Genomic DNA, 20,258 nt, shown 5'->3' on the forward strand with positions numbered 1-20,258 from the left:
GGCGCCCCATGCATCCGGTTTCCGCAGCGAGCCGCGCACCCCGTCTCGCCGCGCGCGTGCACATCTGGTCCGTAGCGAGTCCCGTGCACCCCGTTACCGAGCTGTGGCAGCGGAATCGATGCCACCGCCCGGCACACGCCATTACTCTTGCCCCTGATGGGACGTCATGGGTGGAATTCGGGGGCGCGGCGGTGGCGACTCACCGCACTGCTCGGCGTCGGTGCGGCCGCTCTGGCCCTGGTGCTGACTCTGATCAGCACACTGCCCGGAGAGGGCCGCGGCAGCACCACCGGAACCACCGCCGACGGCGACAAGGTGCACGGCACCCCCGCAGTCCCGTCCGGGAAAGCGGAGCCGGAGGTGGGCTGGGGCTTCACCCACACCCAGTACAGCGCCGACGAGGGCGAGGCACCCGCCGTCCAGCGAGCCGAGAAGCTGCTCTCCCAGCAGCCGATGCCGCAGATCCAGCACATCATGGGCTGGGGCGCGGGCAGTCCCGAGCCGTCCAAGGGGCGTTACGACTTCGACGAGATGGACCGGCGGCTCGACTTCATCCGCGCCACCGGCGGCACCCCCGTCGTCACGCTCTGCTGCGCCCCCGACTGGATGAAGGGCGGCAAGTCCGGCGCCGGCAACACGGACTGGAGCCAGCAGGCCCTCGAGACGGCACCCGACCGCGCCCACTACAAGGACTTCGCGAATCTCGCCGCGACCGTCGCCAGGCGCTATCCGGACGTACGGCACTTCATCGTCTGGAACGAGTTCAAGGGCTTCTGGAACAACTCGGAGCGGCGCTGGGACTACGAGGGGTACACCGAGCTCTACAACCTCGTCTACAAGGCGCTCAAGAAGGTCGACAAGGACATCCTGGTCGGCGGCCCCTACCTGGTGATGGACAGCGTCGACCCCCGCCAGAAGGAGTACGCGTCGACCGCGCTCAAGGGCGACTGGGGCGCCGCGGACCAGCGCATCCTCGACGCCTTCGACTACTGGAACAAGCACAAGGCGGGCGCCGACTTCGTCGTCGTCGACGGCTCCAGCTACACGGCCGACGACGAGCTGCTTCCGGACGAGTTCAAGGCCACCGACAAGCTGACCGCCGTCAGCCGCTGGGTGCGGCAGCAGACCGGCGACCTGCCCCTGTGGTGGGCCGAGTACTACGTCGAGCCGGGCGACGACGATGACGAACGCGACGGCTGGTCCGAGCCGCACCGGATCGCCGTCCACGCCGCGGGCCTGATCGCGATGGCCCGCGGCGGCGCCACCTCCGCCTTCTACTGGAACCCGCAGAAGAAGAACGGCGCCGCCTGCCCGGGCTGCCTCTGGCGCAACACCCAACTGTCCGACGGCGGCACCGCACTGCCGATGTTCGGCCTGCTCTCCCGGTTCGCCAAGGAGTTCCCGCCCGGCACGACGTACGAGAAGGTGTCCATCGCCGCCGACGACGTGCCCAATGTGCGGGTGCTGGCCGACGACAAGGCGGTCCTCGTGGTGAACACCCTGGACCGGCAGATCAGCGCAAAGGTCGACGGCAAGCGGTTCGACATGGCGGCCTACGAGGTGAAGTGGCTGGGGCGCTGAGCCACAGTGCATCGGCCATTACGGCAAGGGGTCCAGGAAGCCTCGCGCTTCCTGGACCCCTTCGCGTACCCCCACCCGGCTGCCCCAGGCGTCCTACGCCATCGTCATGAACCGCTGCACCAGCGAGGCCACCAGCACCGCCAGCAGCGGCAGCGAGAACCAGAAACTGCTCTGCAGCCAGCGCAGCTGCCGCACGCTCGGCGCCACCGCGACCCGTACCACCTCGCGCGTCGCCAGCAGCAGTATCAGCGCCAGCGCCGCCAGCGCGCCCACCACCGACCAGGGCGTCCATGTCACCTGCGGACCGATCGGGCCCGGATCGGCCTTCGCCGGCTTGCCGTCCGGCTGCCTGCTCAACGTGTAGACGGTCGCGTCGTCGTTGGCGAAGACCTTCTTGAGCTCCGGCCGCTGGTCCAGATTCCGGATGAGTCGCGTCTCCCAGGTGTTTGAATAGCCCACGTCCATCTGGAGATAGACGACCTGGCTCTCGTTGACCATCAGATACGAGTTCGGGCCGGCGTCCTTGAGCGACTTCACCAGGCCGGACACCAGCACCGGATCGGACGGTGCGAGCGTCGGGACGTACTGCACCTTCTCCATGTCGCGGGCGCCCCACGGCATGGCGGGCGTGACGTTCTCCGCAGTGTCGTTGCTCAGCCACAGCAGGCGGACCGTCGGGTCGTCGTGGGCGTACACATACTCCATGGCCGCGACCTCGCCCGTCCTGATGCGCTCGAAGGGCTCGTTGCCCCAGCGGGCGACGAGGAAGCCGCCCATCAGCACCAGGCCCGCCATGAGGAAGGCCAGCGGAGCCAGGCTGACGCGGTCGCGGTCCCGTTCCTCCGCGGTGACACCCGCACGCGGGAACAGTGCGAGACCGGCGAGCAGCGCCGCGCCGGGCAGGGCGAACATGAAGACGCGCAGAGCCATCTCGCCGCCGTACGACTGCATGCCGAAGCCGAGGAACGGCACGAAGGTGAGCACGAGCAGCGACCGCTCGCGGTACTTGGCGTCGCGGCGGCGCCACCAGCCCCAGCACGCGAACGCCATCACACCGCCGGCGAGCGCCACGCGCGCGTACAGCACCAACTGGTGGGTGGAGCTGCCGCCCCGGATGCGGCCGGACACGGACGAGGACACATTGCTGCCGACGCCGCCGACCCCGCCGAACAGCTCGTCGAAGTGGCCCGACCAGTACGGTTCGGCGAAGAAGCCCACCCATACGGCGACGAGCACCGCGAAGAGCATCGGCAGCCCGCGCAGCTCGCTGCGGCCCACCAGCACCAGCACCGCGAGGACGCCCAGCATCACGAAGGGCGTGAGCTGGTGGGCGGGGACGGTCGCCGCGAACAGGCCGATCAGGATGAGCAGCAGCACGGCACGCTGGCGGCGGTTGGTCGGCTCGACCTCCAGCTCGCCCGGACGCCGCCTCGTCCACAGCACGCGCGGGGCGCGGAACCACACCAGCAGTACGGCGACGAAGACGAGGTAGAGCAGGTAGGTGAAGCCCTGCGGGGAGAAGTAGTCCTGGCCGACCCAGCCGCTCAGCACGAAGATCCAGGCGCCGGCCCACTTGGCGCGCCAGCCCGCCCGCATCGACCGCATGAGCAGGAAGATCGGCGCGAGGTAGAGCAGCTGCATGGTGAGCGGCCACCAGCGGATGACCTCGGTCATGTCCGTGACGCCGCACGCCTTGGCGATGAAGGTGGCGGCAGCGAAGAAGCCGGGCCAGCTCCAGCGTGCGTCCAGGTCGGGCACGGCGGAGCCCGTCCTGTCGATGTAGTCCATGAAGCCGAGGTGCTGCCAGGCCGTCGCGAAGCGCGGCTCGGTCTCGATGACCGCGGGCAGCGCGTGCAGCGACACCACGGTGGCGAGCAGCGTGACCAGCAGCAGCACCCGGTGCTGCCGGTTGGCCCACAGCAGCGAGGCGAAGACGACGACCAGCAGCCCTGCGCCGAGGAGCGTGGTGTGGGGCAGGACGGAGATCAGCCCGAGCCCGCCCATGCGGTCGAGAGCGCGGTCGTCCAGGGCCGCCGCGGGCACCCAGTACAGTCCGAGCGCGCTGACCAGCAGCATGGCCAGGATGACGACACCGGGCGTCACGCGCGCGTGCCGTGCTGTTCGCGGGGCGGCCTCCTGCACGGAGGCCCCTCGGGTGGGAGCCCCCGAGGCATCTGGCGCGGCCGGCTGCTCAGCCGGCTCCTCCTTGCGCGGGTCGTCTGCCCGGGGCCCGTCCTGTGCGGGACCATTCCCTGAGGCCTTCAGGGACGGCGGCGCCTGCGAGGCCTCAGCGGTGCGCGACGTCTCCGTACGCGAGCTCTCCGAACTCGCCGTCATAGAGCCCCCCGAACTCTCCGCCTGAGGGCCCTCGTCCGCGGAGTCGGTGCTCTCCGGTGTGGGGACCCTGTCCTGACCGCCGCCCGGATCGCCCGCGGCAGCGGCCTTCGCATGTGCCTCGGTCCGCGGCCCGGGCAGTGCCAGCGGCGGTCCCGAAGCCCACGTCGGCCCCGGCCGCACGTCCGGTCTGCGCTCCTGGTGGTCCAGGTTGAGCTGGACGCCGAGCGCCAGGGTGTCCGATTCGAGGGAGTCGCGCAGCGCCCAGGCCGGCCCGTGACTCGTCTTCTCGTCGTGCGGCAGCTCAGCCGCGTCGGGCGTGCCGAGATCCGCCAGGTCGCCGTCCGGGGCCCCGGACGCGCCGGCGGGCGGTCCGGCCGGTGCGGTCCTGACGATCCGGTACAGCTTGGGCGCGGCGATCGCCACGATCACCGCAAGGCTGGAGATCTCCGCGACACCCGCACCGGTCAGGCCCATCCGCGGGAGCAGCAGCAGCGTCAGCCCCAGCACCAGGACGCACAGCAGGCCCTGCAGATAGGCGAGTCCGGACGTACGGCTCTGGGCGCGCAGCACCGCGAAGTACGTCTCCATGACGACCCGCAGCACCGCACCGACGGCGAACCAGCGCAGCAGCGGGGTCGCCGCGTCCGCGTATCCCTGGCCGAACACCCGCAGCACGAACGGCGCGGCGACGAAGAGCACGCCGGTCACCGGCAGCATGATCCGCGCCATGCGGCGCAGTGCCGCACGAGTGTTCGCGGCGAGCTGCGCCGGGTCGTGGGAGCCCTCGACGGTCAGGGACGCACCCATGTTGATGGCGAGCAGATTGACGGTGCCGCCGATCGTGGTGGTGATGTAGAAGTACGCGTTCTCGGCCGAGCTGACCTGCGACGCGATGATCACCGGGACCAGATAGACCACGGCGAGCGAGAACAGTGAGCCCGTGTAGTCGCCCGCCAGGAACCGGCCCAGCTCGCGCAGCGACGGCGGCCGGGCGTGGTCCTCGGTCGCCTTCACATGGCGTGGCACGAGACGGCGGAACACCAGCCAGCCGAGCGGCACCACGGACGCCGCGATCGCGGCCACCCACGACACGAAGACGCCTGTGGTGGGGATGGCCACGGCGAACGCGACCAGCAGCCCCAGCTTCACGGCGGAGAACACCGTGTTCCCGACGGGCACCCAGAGCGCGCTGCGCAGCCCGGTCAGCACCCCGTCCTGCAGCGTCAGCAGCGACCAGGCGACGACGGCCGCGATGAACCCGAGGCCGTTGACGGTGCCGTGCAGGAACCGGTACGAGGGCCCCCACATGTCGAGGGTCAGCAGGAAGACGACGGCCGCGACCGCCACGACCGCCGAACTGCCCGCGTACGTCCGGAAGATGAGGCGCCCCGTGGTGTGGCCCGCCACCGGGATGAAGCGGGCCAGAGCGCCCGTGAGCGTCACCGCGGTGAGCCCGGCCAGCAGCTTCATCGCGGCGATCGCCGCGGAGCCCTGGCCGACCGCGTCCTCCGAGTAGTAGCGCGCGGCGGCCAGCCAGAAGCCGAGGCCGAGGACCGCGCTGATCCCGGTGTTGAGCATCAGCGCATAGGCGTTGCGGAACAGCGGGTTGCCGCCGGAGCCCTTGCCCCGTCCGGGCAGGCGCAGCCTGCGGCCGGCCGTGGGCTGCGCCTCGGCCGGGGGAGTCGCGGAGGTGTCGACCTGGGCTGTGGTCGTCGTGTCAGACACGGGTACGTGCTGCCTTCCGGCTGGCCTGTCGGGCTCTTCGGACCACGGCGTACCCCTTGGTGAGGACGTGGTCCCTGGCGAACGTGCGGGCGATGGCGCGGCCTTCGACCAGCCGCGCGAACTCGTCGATTCCGGTGCTGCGGCGCACTGTCACGCGCTGCAGTGCGTACGGACCCTGGCGGCGCCGCGCCAGGGTGTTGCCGACCGCGAGGGACTGCGCGAACCCGGCCTCGCGCACCGCCCGGCGCACACGGCGGCTCGAATAGCCGTACGGATACGCGAACGAGGAGGGCCGGGTGCCGAGCTCCTCGGCCACGATCTCCTTGCAGCGCAGCAGCTCGGACCGGAGCGCGTCGTCCGGGATCTGGTCCAGCTGCGGATGCGTGTGGCTGTGGCCGCCGATCTCCACGCCGCTCTCGGCGAGTTCGCGCACCTGGTCCCAGTCGAGCATGGTGTCCAGAGCGCCTCCGGTGTCGTGCGCCCCGCGCAGCCAGCCCGTCGAGACGAACACGGTGGCCGCGAAGCCGTGTTCGGCGAGAACGGGCAGCGCATGCCGGTGCACGCCTTCGTAGCCGTCGTCGAAGGTGATCAGCACGGGGCGCTCCGGCAGCGCCTTCCCGGACCGCCAGGCGTCCGCCAGCTCCGCCGTGGTGACCGGCGTGAACCCGCTGTCCCCGATCAGCGCCATGTGCTCGGCGAACGCCTGGGGCGCCACGGACAGCGCCCGGGTGGCGTCGTTGGGCGCGTGCGCGACGGAGTGGTACATGAGGATGGGCACGGGGGTGTTCATGCAGGACCACCCCCGTGCCTGTGCCGTTCTGCGCCGCGTGTGTTCAGGGCGTACGCAGTCGCACCCCCTACGGCGCGATGCGCCCCCAATGCGCTCCCGCGCTCCTGCCATGCGCTCCCCTGGTACGCACAGCCCGGCACGGATCCCCTGCTCATAGCTCCGCCCCCTCGCCGTCCGTGCTCCCCCCGATCTCCGCCACGGAGAATGTGGCGCCACCCCTGCGCGCACGGACGCTCCCGAGTACGTACCCACCGGCCGCGGCCGCCACTCCGGCCACGATGGCGCCCGCGCGGCCCGCTCCACCCGGTCGGGCCAGCAGCGCGTCGCGCAGACCGCGGGCGACCCCCGCGGGCAGGACGCGCGTGCTGTAGCGGCGCTCCGACTCGAGTCCCTTGCCGGCGCCGACACTCCGGGCCACCAGGGCCTTGGACAGGCCCTCGGCGTACGTACGGGTCCGGAAGTAGCGGAACTGCTCGCGGCCCGCCGGAACTCGGTGGTGGATCACCGCCCGGTCGTCGATCAGCAGGATCGCGTCAGGCCTGGCGCGGCTGAGCCGGATGCACAGCTCGGTCTCCTCACAGCCCAGCGGCCGCTTGTCGCCGTCGCGGCCGATGCCGGTGGCGAAGCCGCCCGCCGCGTCGAACGCCGTCCGCCGGAACGAGGCGTTCCCGCCCAGCACGTTGCGCACCGGGACCCGGCCCGGCGGCAGCCCCCTGTACGTGCAGCCGACGACCCAGTCGAACTCCTCGGGGAACCACGCGGGCCGGCGGCCGGACGCCCAGACGGGCATGGTGCGGCCGCCGACCGCCATGACGCGCGGGTCCTCGTATCCGGCCGCGAAGTGGCGCAGCCAGTCGCGCTCCGCGACGGCGTCGTCGTCGAGGAACGCGATGATCTCGCCGCTGGAGGCCGCGATGCCGGTGTTGCGGCCGGCGGACAGCCCGCGGGGGCCCGCGTTCGCCAGAACACGGACCCCGTCGGTCTCCTTGTACTCCTTCGTCAGGCGTTCGAGCAGCGGCTGGTTGTGGTCCACCACCAGCAGCGTCTCCAGCGCCGGCAGCGACTGCGCCCGTACCGAGGCGACCGCCGCGAGGATGTCCTCCCAGCGGTCCTCGGTGTAGACGCAGATGACGACGGAGACGGTGGGGAGGACGGCGGCGCGGCTCTCCGCGCCACCGTGCTCCCGGCCCCCGCCCTGCTGAAGGTCAGGTGCGCTCAAGACGCCTCACCCCGGACGGAGTTGAACCCCGAGTCGATCCCCGTACCGCCCGCGGTGCCGACCCTGGCCTTGAGCCGCAGCGCGTGCGCACGGCGCTGCAGCGCACGCCGGTTGGAACGCTCCTTGAGGATCACCTTGAGCACGCGCAGTCCGTCCCGTACGGCACGCAGATTGCTCGCGCCGTGGATCCGCAGATACTCGTGGCTGGGGATCTCCTGCACCTTGAGCCCGGCCTTGACCACCCGGATGTTCATCAGGGTCTCGACCTCGAAGCCGGTGCAGTCGAGGTCGATCTCGTCGAGGCAGTGCCGCCAGAACGCGTTGTAGCCGTAGCACAGGTCGGTGTAGCGGGCGCCGAACTTGGCGTTGACCACGGCGCACAGCACACGGTTGCCGAGCTTGCGGATCGGCGTCATGTCGTCCGTGCCGCCGCCGTTGGCGAACCGCGAGCCCTTGGCGAAGTCGGCGCCGGACACCAGCGCGGAGACGTAGCTCACGATCTCCTGGCCGTCGGCCGAGCCGTCCGCGTCGACCATCACGATGATGTCGCCGGTGCACGCCTCGAATCCGCTGATCAGGGCGTCGCCCTTGCCCTTGCCGAGCTGCTTGACGACCTTGACGTCCGGCCACAGTTCACGGGCGACCTCGACCGTGTCGTCCGTGGAATTGCCGTCGACCAGGACGACTTCGTGGATCCATTCGGGAAGGGTCTTGAAGACGTGCGGGAGATTCTCCGCCTCGTTCATGGCGGGGATCACCACACTCACCGGCGGTGCGATCGCGAGATGCGAGGACACCGGGCGGTACTGCCTCGGAATTCTCGCCGTCGCCGTTTCGGCAGTACTGCCGTTCGTGGACGGCTTGGTCAGAGGATCTTCGCCCGGTATCACCGGGCGCAGAAAAGCACTCATGAGTCTGTTCCCTCTCGTCCGGTGGACCGCCCGCCCCTGGGCGGTCCGGCTCTGTGCCCGGTTCGAAAGGGGGGTTCTCACTTACGGCCATGCCGAAATCGATCTTCGTGCAGGCCGAGTGAGCTGATGAAGCTGGCCGACGGGCAAGGTCGGTCGCGCGGCCCGCGTCCCGGCAGACCGGTGGTCACTGGTCACCGAACACGGCACCCCCCTACCGCGCCCCGCGCCGGGAACCATCTGCGGTCCTGAGCCCTCCCCTGGAGCCGCTTGGTAGATGGGCCGATGCGGGTGGATGTATGACGGTATTGACGATTGACACCGTATGGCAAGACCTGGAACCAGGTCTCACGCTTTCGTTGTTTTCATCCCCAGTTTTCGCAAATTCATCTGGATTCCGGAATTCCGAATTCCCGTTACTGCTCGGCTTCCTGATCGGCTTCTTGATCGGTTTCTTGAGTGGAATTTCCCGATCCGTTTGAGATGGCATGCGCCGATGCGCACGTCAGGAAGCCGGCCTTCTCGTCGGGCGGCCACGCAGCAGCCGTACCAGCACCAGCAGGAAGATCAGGGAGCTGAGCGCCGCGACGGCCACGATCCCGCCGCGGACCGACCAGCTGTGCAGGGCGAGCATCGCCTGGGCCACGAGCATGTTGACCGCGATGGCCCCTGCTGACGACGCGAGGACGCGGCCCGCCGGTTCCAGGCCGCGCAGAGCGGCCCCGATGGCGCCTGCGGGCGCCGCGAGAAGGAAGAAGAGCGTGAACGGGCCGCGCAGTGGCGCGTCCACGTCGATGAGTGCGAGAGCCGCGCCGACCCCTCCGACGGCGACCGCCGCGCCCGCGAGCAACGGCAGCACATCTCTCCCCCGGCGCTGCCGCGACCTTCCCCATGCTCTCGACTCTGCTCGAGCAGGGGGGACCCCCGTGGAGCCTGATGGTGATGCCTTGTTACCGATGGTCTGCATTGGCGACTTTGCCCCCCGAAGCGCCGGATGCCGGGCTTCAATGTCGCGCAGTCCCCCCGGGTGCGTCAAGACGCGGTAACTGTGAGCAGATGTTCCCCGGAGGCCATGGCGCGTCTCCGGGGAACACGAGTAACTCACCTACAGCTGACCTCAGTTGGGGTTACTCGACGATCCTGAGCAGCTTGTTCGGCGAGCCGCTGCCCGCGCTGGTGACCACACCGCTGGTGGCGCCGTTCACGAGGGCCGAGGCGACCGTCGCGGGCGTGGCGGAGGGGTGTCCCGCCAGGTAGACGGCCGCTGCGCCCGCGACGTGCGGGGTGGCCATCGAGGTGCCCGAGATCGTGTTGGTCGCCGTGTCGCTGGTGTTCCAGCCGGCCGTGATGGAGACGCCGGGAGCGAAGAGGTCGAGCCGGGAGCCGTAGTTGGACCAGCTGGCCTTGGCGTCCGTGCTGCTGGTGGCGCCCACGGTGATGGCGGCGGCGACACGGGCGGGCGAGTAGGAGGAGGCGTTGGCGCCGTTGTTGCCGGCCGCCACCGCATAGGTCACACCGCTCGCGATGGAGTTCGACACCGCCGTGTCCAGCGCCGTGCTGGCGCCGCCGCCCAGCGACATGTTGGCGACCGAGGGGCCGCTGTGGTTCGCGGTCACCCAGTCGATGCCCGCGATGACGCCCGCGGTGGTGCCGGAGCCGGAGTCGTCGAGCACCCGGACGGCCACGATCTTCGCGGCCTTGGCCACGCCGTACGTGGAGCCCGCGATGGTGGTGGCCACATGAGTGCCGTGGCCGTTGCCGTCGGAGGCGGTGGTGTCGCCGTCGACGGCGTCGTATCCGTACGAGGCCCGGCCGCTGATCTGCGAGTGCGTGATCCGTACGCCGGTGTCGATGACGTACGCCGTGACGCCCGCGCCCGCCGTGTCCGGGTAGGTGTACGTGCCGGACAGCGGGAGGGCCGCCTGGTCGATGCGGTCCAGGCCCCAGGGGGCGCTGCTCTGCGTGGCGTCGATGTGCACACGCTGGTTCTGCTCGACCGAGGCCACCGCCGGGTCGGCGGCGAGTCTCTTCGCCTCGGTCTCCGAGAGGCTGGCCGCATAGCCGTTGAGCGCGGTGCGGAAGGTCTTCTTCACCGTGCCGCCGTACTCCGATATCAGGCCCTTGCCCGTGGCCGAGGCGGCCTTGACGCCTGCGCTCTTCTTCAGCGTGACGATGTAGCTGCCCGAGATCGCGTCCGGTGATCCGGCGGCGAGCACGGTGCCCTCGGCCGGGGCGGCCTGGGCGGGGAGAGCGGTCACTGCGCCGACCAGGGTGGCGGCGGTGGCGACGGAGATCGCGGCGGCGATCCGGATCCTCTTCTTGCTGCGCTGCTGTGCCATAACGAGGGAGTCCTCCTCTAGGCGGTGCGCGCCCGGCGACGCGCAACTGTGGGGGTGGTGTGCGGGATCGCACACGCGCCCGGGAACTTGGCTTTCCGTTCTCGGGCGATCAGCAAGCGTGGCGTCTCTACGGGCGTAGATCAAGGGTCTTGAGCGAATGTCATATCCCTGACATGAGAGTGAAACTGAAAAAGCGTCAGCTGCGCGGGGATCTGCGCCGAAAGTTCTTGTCATGAGCACTACCCAGCAATTATGGGGCGTGCTATGACGGTTGAGGCAGAGATCCTGCTAAGGGAGGTTTCATGAGACGTTCCCGATCCGCGGCATATGTTGCCTCGTTATTCCTCGCCGTCGTCTGCACCCTCACCGGGGCCGCGACGGCGAACGCGTCCCAACTGGCGGCGGCCACCGGCTATGTGGCCCTCGGCGACTCCTACTCCTCCGGTGTCGGAGCCGGCAGCTACGACAGCTCCAGCGGCTCCTGCAAACGCAGCACGCGCGCGTACCCCGTCCTCTGGGCAGCCGCCCATTCACCCTCCACGTTCTCCTTCACCGCCTGCTCCGGAGCTCGTACGAGTGATGTCGTGGCGAACCAGCTCGGCCCGCTCGGCTCCGGTACCGGCCTCGTCAGCATCAGCGTCGGCGGCAACGACGCCGGGTTCTCAGACGTCATGACGACCTGTGTGCTCCAGTCCGAGAGCGCGTGCCTCGCGGCCATCGCGCAAGCGGAGGCGTACATGGACTCGACGCTGCCCGGCAACCTCGACAACGTCTACACGGCCATCCGCGGCAGGGCCCCGGCCGCCCACGTCGTGGTGCTCGGCTATCCGCGCTTCTACAAACTGGGCGGCTCCTGCGTGACGGGCCTCTCCGAGACCGAGCGGTCCGCCATAAACAACGCCGCCGACCATCTGAACGGCGTGATCGCCGAGCGGGCCGCCGATCACGGATTCACCTTCGGCGACGCCAACACGACGTTCGCCGGCCACGAGATCTGCTCGGGCAGTTCGTGGCTGCACAGCGTCAACTGGGTCAATATCGGCGAGTCGTACCACCCGACGGCCACCGGGCAGTCCAGCGGTTACCTGCCCGTGTTCAGCGCCGTGGCCTGATCGCGGCGTCGGGTGTGTAGGAGGCCCCGTCCGTCGGGGCCTCCGTCTGGCAGGTCACCGAGAACGCCACGGAGTTGGACTGCGTCTCCACCGGACTGCGGACCTCCACGCTGATCTCGTTGTGGTACGTCCCGTCCGATTCGTACGTCAGCTCGACGTGGTTGACCTGCTTGGTCCTTCCGCCGCCGGAGGGGAACGACAGTGTCTTCCAGCCCGGGTCGGACGAATCGCCGCTCTTGGTGACCCAGCGGTAGCCGACCTCCGCCGGGACCTGACCCACCGTGAACGTGGCCGTGAACGCGGGCGCCTCGGCCTCCGGCGGCGGGCAGGTGCCGGTGTAGCTGTCGCGGACGGCTGCGACGGTGACCTTCACGGACTGGGTCGGCGGGGTCGTCGTACCACCGTGGCCGCCGGTCGTGGATCCGCCGTCGGTGGAGCCTCCGTTCGGGTAGCCGCTGCTCGGGCTGGCGGAGTCGCTGCCCCCCGTGGGGCCGCCGCTGTCCGTGCTGCTGTCACCGCCATTGCCCCCGGTGCCGCCGTCGTTTCCTCCTGTGCTGCCTCCGGCCGTGGTGCTGCCGTTCCCCGAGTCGCCCCCAAAGCCGCCCTGGTCGAGCAGTGCGTAGGTGAGCCCTGCGAGCGCCAGGGCGAGGGTGACCATGCCCGCGACCAGCACCGCGACGGTGCGCCGCGGGTGCGCCGGCACCGTCGCGGTCGTCGCCGCGGGGCCCGCGGGTGATGCGGCGTACGAGGACGACCCGGTGGGAGCCGGGACGGGGCGCGGTGGAGTGGGCGCCGGACCGGGCTGCCGGAGCACCGTGGCCGTCGGCAGGGAAGACAGCGAGGACGACGGCGTCGCCCCCGCGCGCGGGGTGCCGCCCGCGCCCACGGTCCGCAGATCGCGCTCGGCGTCGCCCGCGGAGGTGCGCTCCGCCGGATCCTTGCGCAGCAGCCCCTCGATGACGGGCGCCAGCGGCCCCGCGCGGCGCGGCGGCGGCAACTCCTCGTCCACGACCGCCCGCAGCGTGCTCAGCGGGGTGTCCTGCCGGAACGGCGAAACGCCCTCCACCGCCGCGTACAGCAGCACGCCGAGCGACCACAGGTCGGACTCCGGCCCGGGCCGCCGCCCGAGCGCCCGCTCCGGGGCCAGGAACTCGGGCGACCCGATGACCTCCCCGGTCATCGTGAGCGCCGAGCTGCCCTCCACCGTCGCGATGCCGAAGTCGGTCAGCACGACGCGCCCGTCGTTCGCGATCAGTACGTTGCCGGGCTTCACGTCGCGGTGCAGCACTCCCGCCTCGTGGGCGGCGCGCAGGGCGGCCAGCACCTCGGCGCCCACCTGTGCGGCGCGCCGCGGGGACATGGGGCCCTCCGCCTCCAGTACGTCGGAGAAAGAGAGCCCGCGGACGAGTTCCATCACGATCCAGGGGCGGCCCTCTTCGGTCGCCACGTCGTAGACCGTCACGACGTTGCGGTGCGGGATACGGGCAGCAGCCCAGGCCTCGCGCTCGAGCCGGGCGTACAGCCGCTCCACGTCGCTCGCCGGGAGCCCCGCGGGGGCGCGCACCTCCTTGACCGCGACCTCGCGGCCCAGGACCTCGTCACGGGCCCGCCACACCGTGCCCATGCCGCCCTCGCCCAGCGTTGCGAGAAGGCGGTAGCGGCCCGCGATCAGCCGCGGCCCGCCCACCCCGTCGATGCCCGGCTCTGCACTCACGGGTGCCCCCCATTCGCGCGGTGCGATTCTCCACAAAAGTAGCTCAACCGAGCGCTGTTGCCGCCCCCTTCAGCGCCAATCCGCAGCCGGCAGCGACCACGGGGGTGCTGAGCGCCGTACACGACACCTCAGGAGGTGCCGTGGGCGGAGGCGACATGGCAGCAGCCACGTGCGCGTGGCTCCGATCGGGAGCGGGCCGCCGCGAGTGAGATCGCCCACGTTCTGGCAGCGCCGGACGCGTGGTCCACCGGACAGCAGGACGCGCAGGGCCGCGCCATCGATGTCGTCGCCTCCGCGTCGCAACACCGGGCGGTGGTCACCGTCACGGGCCTGGGCGCTCCGCCTGGCGACCTGGTCCACCAGCTGTGGGCCGCGGAGAAGTCCGGTTCGCCCCGCTCTCTGGGCCTGCTCGACGGCGACACGCCGAAAGTCGTCGCCGGCTTGAACATCGCGGCGACTTCACTTGCCGTCACCGCCGGGCCCGCGGGCGGCTCACCCCGGCCCACCAGCACCCCCCTTGTCCAACTCGCCCTGGAATCAATTGGATTCGGAGAGTGACTTCCAACCCCCTTATGGGGGAAGTGAATCCAATGACCGGGATACACGGGTGTCCCGGCGGGGCGATAGGGTTAACCTGCCCGGGCCGGGTGCCCGCCGTATGGGTGGGTTGACGCGTGGGGAGTGTCATGGAGCAGATAACAGTGGCGCGCAGCAGGGCGCGTGTCCCTGCGATCACGTGCGGGAGCAGCGCGACCAGTGCGCGTCTCGACCGCCATCTCTCGGTGCTGGGCGGCCCCGCCGTCCCGCAGCGCGAGACGGCCGAGGCGACGTCGCTGATGCGCGAGATAACCACACGGAATACCGCGCAGGACCGCAGTGGCAGGGGGGCGCGCGTCCGCCGTCTCTCGCTGTTCGCACCGCTGCGACGCCTGCGGCGTTCGCTGTTCGGCGGCCACTGACAGCACGCCGTCAGCAGCTTCCGGCCGCAGATACGTTCCGCGCTTCAGGCGGACACACCTTCCGGCGCTCCGCTGCGATCTCCGCGTCCGTCATCCCCACGGCATGCGGCAGCGCTCCCGGTGTGTTCGCCCGCGCGAGTACGGGCTCTCCCACGGCACCGTCCCCAGTGCCGTGACCATCCGGGACGTGTCCCCGACCTCCCGCGCGTAACACCTTTGTCATGCGGCGCTGTTGACGCAGCAATGTGGTGAGGCCAGGGTGGCTGATCGTTTGGCCATTACACTCACCTCACCCGGAGGCGCGCGCGTGTGTGACCTGCACGATCATCATGAGCACGAGGCCCAGCCCGTCGGCGGCCCGGCCCTGAGCCGGCGCCGCATCATGCAGATGCTCGGAGCTGCCGGAGTGACCACGGCCGTGATGGCCGCCGAGGCCGACCCGGCGATGGCCGCCGCCGCGGACGACATCAGCCCCGCCGAGTACCAGGCGCCCGAAGGCCTCGCCGAGGACAGCCCGGCCAAGTCCGCTGCGCTCGACTGGATCAAGGCCAACAGCGCCCGTATCACCGGGCTGAACGCCGAGATCTGGGAGAACGCCGAGCTCAGCCTCCGCGAGTGGAAGTCCTCGATCGCCGAGGCCGAGTTCCTGAAGAAGGCCGGATTCGATGTCGAGTTCGGCACGGCGGGCTTCCCGACCGCGTTCACCGCCACGTACTCGGGCGGCAAGGGCGGCCCGGTCCTCGGGTTCAGCGGCGAGTACGACGCGCTGCCCGGCCTCTCGCAGAACAAGGGCGTCGGACACCACGATCCGCGCGAGTACATCCACGACCCCTTCGCGCCCAGCTACGGACCCGGCCACGGCTGCGGCCACAGCGCACTGGGCACCGCGGCGGCAGCCGCAGCGGCCGCGGTCGCGCAGGCGGCCGCGAAGCACAAGCTGCCCGTGACGGTGAAGTTCTTCGGCTCCACCGCCGAGGAGGCGCTGATCGGCAAGACGTACGCGGTCAGCAAGGGCGTGTACGACGGCCTCGACGCCTTCCTCGACTGGCACCCGTCGACCGCCAACGCCACCGGCTGGGGCACCAGCAACGCCATGACCGCCGTGACCTTCACCTTCCTCGGTGTGGCCGGCCACGGCGGCACCCCGCTCGGCAACAAGAGCGCGCTCGACGCGGCCGTGATGATGGCGACCATGTCCGAGTTCCTCCGCGAGGAGAACCTCGCCCCCTCGGGCCGGCTCCACTGGGTGATCAACAACGGCGGCGACATACCGAACGTCACCCCCGAGATAGCCGAGATCTCGTACTACGTGCGCGAAGGCAGCCCCGCCCGCGTGCAGGTGCTCCTCGACAAGGTGATCGCCGTCTCCGAGGCGGCGGCCAAGGCGAGCCAGACCAGGGTGCAGCACCGCATCACCTCCTCCTGCTGGAACCAGCTGCCGTCCAAGTCCTTCGCGGAGCTGCTCCACGAGAACATGCGCCAGATCGGACCGCCGGAGTTCAGCGACGAGGCACACCAGCTGGCCAAGGAGCTGCAGGAGTCGCTGGGCCTGGCGACGAAGGGCATGCACGACACGATCGCCGACCTGACACCACCCAACCCCGTCTTCCTGGGTGGCGGTTCGACGGACGTCGCCGACATCAGCTGGAACGTGCCGACCGTGTCGATGGGCGCCGCCCTCGCCCCGATCGGTACCAAGATGCACACGTGGTCCACCGCCGCATGCGCGGCCGCCGCGCCCGGCCAGGCCGCCGTGCTCGCCGCCGCCCAGTACCTGGCCGCGACCGCCGTCGACCTCATCACCCAGCCGGAGCGGCTGAAGGCGATCAAGGACGAGTTCGCGGAGCGCACCAAGGGCGTCGAGTGGAAGACGGCCCTGCCCGACGGCTACGAACCGCCGATGTACGAGCCGCCGGCGTGGTTCCTGAGCAAGACCGGCCAGTCGTGGCCGCCGGAGAACATCACGTGGCCGCCCAAGCGGGTCGTGTCCCAGGAGAAGTTCGCCTCGCTCGGCCCGGAGCTGGCCGCTCAGAAGTAGCCGTACGAGAGGGCCGTACGAGGGGGCTGCCCACCGCCCTCGCCCACTGCTTGAGGCGTGCGAGGCGCGCCCGGCGCATGGCGGCGGGCGGCGGGCGGCACGGGAAGGGTCAGAGCAGCGCGAACTGCCCCTCCGGGCCCTCCTCGAGATGGTCCAGTACCGATGCGGGCTGCCGGGCCGTGGCGGGCACGGGGAGTACGCCTGAGCGGTGCAGCTCGGCCGACGTGATGGACGAGTCCAGCGCGTCGGCCAGTTCGGCCTGCTGGGGCCGGAGTTCGGCGAGGAGCGCGAGCACGGTGATGAGTTCGAGGAGCTCCGACGTCCAGGACTGGGGCCATGCGGTGGGCCGGATCGCCTCCAGCGTGCCCGGTTCGGGCTGTGCGGCCCTCCGCCCGAACCACAGCTCCAGGACGCGCGCGCCGCTGACGTGGAAGTCCCAGGCCTCGGCAGGTACGGGGGCGATGCGGCCCTCGCCGATGTGCAGGGCCTCCTCGTCGCGGTCGTAGAGCAGCTCGGCGGGTCGGGCGGGAAGCGGGGCGCGGACGTAGGGGCGGCGGCCGCCGGGGAGTTTGGGCCGCTCGCCGGTGCCGTGTGCGACACGGCCGTCCTTGATGGCGCCGCGCAGCATCAGCCACAGCATGCGGTGGCCGAGGCCGGTGCCGTGCGCCCAGACGCCGGGGTCGGCGGTCAGCGGGACCCGGCATCCTGAAGGGGCCGGTTGTGCGACGGCCAGCGTCCAGGCCAGGACGTCGGCCGGTTCGGGACGGTTGCCGAGGCGGCGCGCGAGATGGTCGAGCAGGCCCGGCGCGAGGTTCGGTTCGAGCCCTCTGGGACGGCGGTACAGCGGACGGATGCGGCCGGGGCGGCCTGCGGGGGAGCGGCCGTCGGGCAGCAGAGCCGTGGCCAGCAGCGCGGGCCCGGAGGCGTCCGGGACATGCCCCTGTTCGACGGCGAACAGCTGGTGGTCGTCGGCGACCCGCCACAGCTCCGGGCGCGCCGAGTCGATCAGCCTGTGGTCCGGTATGAGCCACTGCTCGTCGAACGGGCCGTGCAGGACGCGTACCGGCTCGGAGCAGGGCCCCTCCTCGCGGGCCAGCCGCCCGGTGCCGCCCGGGTGTCCGGGCAGCTGCGCCACGGCGGTGCCCAGGGTGCGGGCCCGCGTCGGCTCCAGCAGCGCCTCGCGGGCGGCTCCCTCGGCCCGTACGAAGGTGTTCCAACGGGCCTTCAGGGACGGGGCGTCCGGCGCCATGGGCCAGGCGCGGCCCAGCCGCAGGGGGGCGACGGACCACGGCATGAGGTCCGCGAGCAGCGGAGCGTCGTCGTGCGTCACGCTCGGCATCGTACGTCGTGGTCAGTCGGCGTCGAGGGTGACCGTGAAGGAGAACCGGTCGCCCCGGTAGTGGATGCGGGCCACGTCCAGGGCGCGGCCGTGCTCGTCGTAGCTGATGCCCGTGTAGTGCAGGATCGGGCTGAGCAGCGGCACCTGGAGCAGCCGGGCGGTCTCCGGGTCCGCCAGGCGGGCCTCCACGGTGTCGGTGATCCGGCTGATCCGGACGCTCACCACGTCGCGGAGGATCTTCGTCATCGGCCAGCGCTCCAGATCGGCGGGGTCGACGCGTGCGGCGATGTCGGGACGTACGTAGTTGCGCGCGTGGTTGGTGGGCTCGCCCGTCTGCTCGTCGCTGCGCAGGCGGTGGTACGTCATCACGTCCGCGCCGCCCGGGAAGTGTTCGGCGAGGTCAGGCGGGACCGGTGCGGCGCCGTGGCCGAGGAGCCGGGTGGTCATGCCCGACTGCTGGGCGACGATCGCGTCCACGGAGCCCAGCAGCCGTACGGGCGCGGCGCGCTGCGCCGTCGGCTCTATGAAGGTGCCGCGCCGCCGGTGCCTGCTGATCAGGCCCTCGTCCTCGAGCTCCTTGAGCGCCTGGCGCATGGTCAGCACGCTCACGCCGTAGTGACCGGCGAGCTGCTCCTCGGTGGGGAGGCGGAGCGGGGCGTCCTCTGTCCGGCCCAGTATTGATGCCCTTAGCGACTGCGACACCTGGTACCACAACGGAAGTTTGCGGTTCAGGACGATCGAGTCCGGGGCAAAAGCGGTCACGGTATCTCCGACATCGGTTCCTGAAGGGCTCTGTAAGGGGCTCTATCCAGCTCTACCCTTCGTCGGCGATTCAAAGGGTTGGTGGGCTGCCCTCGGTGAAATGCCGCTCGAGACCCTGCCACACGTCGTCGTAACGGTGCTGCAGGTGGTCCGCCTCCGCCGCCTGTGCGGTGAGCGTCACCGGCCAGCGCGTCTCGAACATGAACGCAAGACCGTCGTCGATCTTCTGCGGCTCGAGCTCGGCCGCGCTCGCCCGCTCGAACGTCTCACGGTCGGGGCCGTGCGCCGACATCATGTTGTGCAGCGAGCCGCCGCCCGGCACGAAGCCGCCCGGACCTGAGGTCTTGGCGTCGTACGCGCCCTCGATCAGGCCCATGTACTCGCTCATCACATTGCGGTGGAAGTACGGCGGCCGGAAGGTGTCCTCGCCCACCAGCCAGCGCGGTGCGAAGACCACGAAGTCGACGCCGGCGAGGCCCGGGGTGTCCGACGGCGATGTGAGCACCGTGAAGATCGACGGGTCCGGGTGGTCGTAGCTGATGGTGCCGAGGACATTAAACAGTCGCAGGTCGTAGATGTACGGCACATGGTTGCCGTGCCAGGCGACGACATCCAGCGGCGAGTGGTCGTACGTGGCCGACCAGAGGTTCCCGCAGAACTTGTTCACCACCTCCACCGGGCCCTCGACGTCCTCGTACGCGGCGGTCGGCGCGCGGAAGTCCCTCGGGTTCGCGAGACCGTTGGCGCCGATCGGGCCGAGGTCGGGGAGGCGGAAGGGCGCTCCGTAGTTCTCGCAGACATAACCGCGGGCGGAGTCGTCGAGGAGTTCCACGCGGAAGCGCACCCCGCGCGGGATCAGCGCCACCTCGCCCGGCTCGGCGCCCAGCAGGCCGAACTCGGTGCGCAGCAGCAGCCCGCCGCGCTCCGGGACGATCAGCAGCTCGCCGTCGGCGTCGCTGAACACCCGGCGCATGGAGGAGTCGGCGCGGTAGAGATGCACGGCCATGCCCGTGCGCTGGGTGGCGTCGCCGTTGCCACCGAGCGTCCACAGGCCCGCGACGAAGTCCGTGCCGGTGGGCGGCTCCGGCAGCGGGTCCCAGCGCAGCCGGTTGGGGTCGGGGACCGTCTCCGTGAACGGTGCCGTGCGGATGGAGCCGTTGCCGACGCGTACGAAGGCGGGGTGCGCGGCCGACGGGCGGATGCGGTACAGCCATGAGCGGCGGTTGTGCGCCCGCGGCTCGGTGAACGCGCTGCCGCTCAGCTGTTCCGCGTACAGCCCGAGCGGAGCGCGCTGCGGTGCGTTGCGGCCGAGCGGCAGCGCGCCCGGCACGGCCTCCGAGCTGTGCTCGTTGCCGAAGCCCGAGAGACAGGTCAGGCCCTCGGCGGTCTTCCTGGCGTCGTCCCCGCTCATCTCGGCTCCCTCGGCCCGCCCGCC

Annotated in this window: 15 protein-coding genes; 5 read left to right on the forward strand and 10 right to left on the reverse strand. The window is 70.8% G+C overall.

Features of this window, described 5'->3' with window-relative positions; genetic code table 11:
* The first annotated feature begins 156 nt into the window (after nucleotides 1–156).
* A complete protein-coding gene (locus ACWD4J_RS05995) occupies nucleotides 157–1,581 on the forward strand; it encodes a GH39 family glycosyl hydrolase (protein WP_451394086.1) in 1,425 nt (474 codons plus the stop codon).
* 93 nt (nucleotides 1,582–1,674) lie between these two features.
* Here the strand turns inward: ACWD4J_RS05995 and ACWD4J_RS06000 are convergent, their stop codons facing one another.
* The 6 genes from ACWD4J_RS06000 to ACWD4J_RS06025 form a co-directional block, all read right to left on the reverse strand.
* The gene (locus ACWD4J_RS06000) at nucleotides 1,675–5,643 is read right to left on the reverse strand and encodes a lipopolysaccharide biosynthesis protein (protein ID WP_451394087.1); all 3,969 of its coding nucleotides are present in this window, start codon (nucleotides 5,641–5,643) and stop codon (nucleotides 1,675–1,677) included.
* Nucleotides 5,636–6,433 (reverse strand): polysaccharide deacetylase family protein, encoded by a 798-nt coding sequence (locus ACWD4J_RS06005; RefSeq protein WP_451394088.1) that lies wholly within the window; start codon nucleotides 6,431–6,433, stop codon nucleotides 5,636–5,638. The genes ACWD4J_RS06000 and ACWD4J_RS06005 overlap by 8 nt, the downstream gene beginning before the upstream one ends.
* Before the next feature lie 151 nt (nucleotides 6,434–6,584).
* A complete protein-coding gene (locus tag ACWD4J_RS06010) occupies nucleotides 6,585–7,652 on the reverse strand; it encodes a glycosyltransferase (protein WP_451394089.1) in 1,068 nt (355 codons plus the stop codon).
* Nucleotides 7,649–8,563 (reverse strand): glycosyltransferase family 2 protein, encoded by a 915-nt coding sequence (locus ACWD4J_RS06015; RefSeq protein ID WP_451394090.1) that lies wholly within the window; start codon nucleotides 8,561–8,563, stop codon nucleotides 7,649–7,651. The genes ACWD4J_RS06010 and ACWD4J_RS06015 overlap by 4 nt, the downstream gene beginning before the upstream one ends.
* 502 nt (nucleotides 8,564–9,065) lie before the next feature.
* Nucleotides 9,066–9,419, reverse strand: a complete 354-nt coding sequence (locus ACWD4J_RS06020; RefSeq protein ID WP_451394091.1) for a hypothetical protein — start codon at nucleotides 9,417–9,419, stop codon at nucleotides 9,066–9,068.
* A gap of 268 nt (nucleotides 9,420–9,687) precedes the next feature.
* Complete coding sequence (locus tag ACWD4J_RS06025) at nucleotides 9,688–10,899, reverse strand: S8 family peptidase (protein WP_451394092.1); 1,212 nt, start codon at nucleotides 10,897–10,899, stop codon at nucleotides 9,688–9,690.
* A gap of 302 nt (nucleotides 10,900–11,201) precedes the next feature.
* Here ACWD4J_RS06025 and ACWD4J_RS06030 point away from each other — a divergent pair, with 302 nt between their 5' ends.
* A complete protein-coding gene (locus ACWD4J_RS06030) occupies nucleotides 11,202–12,011 on the forward strand; it encodes an SGNH/GDSL hydrolase family protein (protein ID WP_451394093.1) in 810 nt (269 codons plus the stop codon).
* On the opposite strand, the gene ACWD4J_RS06035 is transcribed toward ACWD4J_RS06030, so the two are convergent.
* The gene (locus ACWD4J_RS06035) at nucleotides 11,995–13,725 is read right to left on the reverse strand and encodes a serine/threonine-protein kinase (RefSeq protein WP_451394094.1); all 1,731 of its coding nucleotides are present in this window, start codon (nucleotides 13,723–13,725) and stop codon (nucleotides 11,995–11,997) included. The two genes, ACWD4J_RS06030 and ACWD4J_RS06035, sit on opposite strands and share 17 nt — an antisense overlap.
* Before the next feature lie 135 nt (nucleotides 13,726–13,860).
* Here ACWD4J_RS06035 and ACWD4J_RS06040 point away from each other — a divergent pair, with 135 nt between their 5' ends.
* The 3 genes from ACWD4J_RS06040 to ACWD4J_RS06050 all read left to right on the forward strand — a co-directional run bounded on the left by ACWD4J_RS06040 (nucleotide 13,861) and on the right by ACWD4J_RS06050 (nucleotide 16,722).
* Nucleotides 13,861–14,283 (forward strand): anti-sigma factor, encoded by a 423-nt coding sequence (locus tag ACWD4J_RS06040; protein ID WP_451394095.1) that lies wholly within the window; start codon nucleotides 13,861–13,863, stop codon nucleotides 14,281–14,283.
* A 128-nt stretch (nucleotides 14,284–14,411) separates the two neighbouring features.
* Complete coding sequence (locus ACWD4J_RS06045) at nucleotides 14,412–14,684, forward strand: hypothetical protein (protein WP_451394096.1); 273 nt, start codon at nucleotides 14,412–14,414, stop codon at nucleotides 14,682–14,684.
* 307 nt (nucleotides 14,685–14,991) lie between these two features.
* Nucleotides 14,992–16,722: an amidohydrolase gene (locus ACWD4J_RS06050; protein WP_451394097.1), complete on the forward strand. Its 1,731-nt coding sequence runs from the start codon at nucleotides 14,992–14,994 to the stop codon at nucleotides 16,720–16,722.
* A gap of 109 nt (nucleotides 16,723–16,831) precedes the next feature.
* Here the strand turns inward: ACWD4J_RS06050 and ACWD4J_RS06055 are convergent, their stop codons facing one another.
* From ACWD4J_RS06055 to hmgA, 3 genes are all read right to left on the reverse strand, one after another.
* The gene (locus tag ACWD4J_RS06055) at nucleotides 16,832–18,061 is read right to left on the reverse strand and encodes a type ISP restriction/modification enzyme (protein ID WP_451394098.1); all 1,230 of its coding nucleotides are present in this window, start codon (nucleotides 18,059–18,061) and stop codon (nucleotides 16,832–16,834) included.
* Nucleotides 18,062–18,073: 12 nt separating this feature from the next.
* Nucleotides 18,074–18,823, reverse strand: coding sequence for a GntR family transcriptional regulator (locus ACWD4J_RS06060; protein WP_451394099.1), 750 nt, complete (start codon nucleotides 18,821–18,823; stop codon nucleotides 18,074–18,076).
* Nucleotides 18,824–18,893: 70 nt separating this feature from the next.
* Nucleotides 18,894–20,234, reverse strand: coding sequence for a homogentisate 1,2-dioxygenase (hmgA, locus tag ACWD4J_RS06065; protein WP_451394100.1), 1,341 nt, complete (start codon nucleotides 20,232–20,234; stop codon nucleotides 18,894–18,896).
* Between the last annotated feature and the right edge of the window lie 24 nt (nucleotides 20,235–20,258).

The organism is Streptomyces sp. NPDC002577, assembly GCF_053594815.1.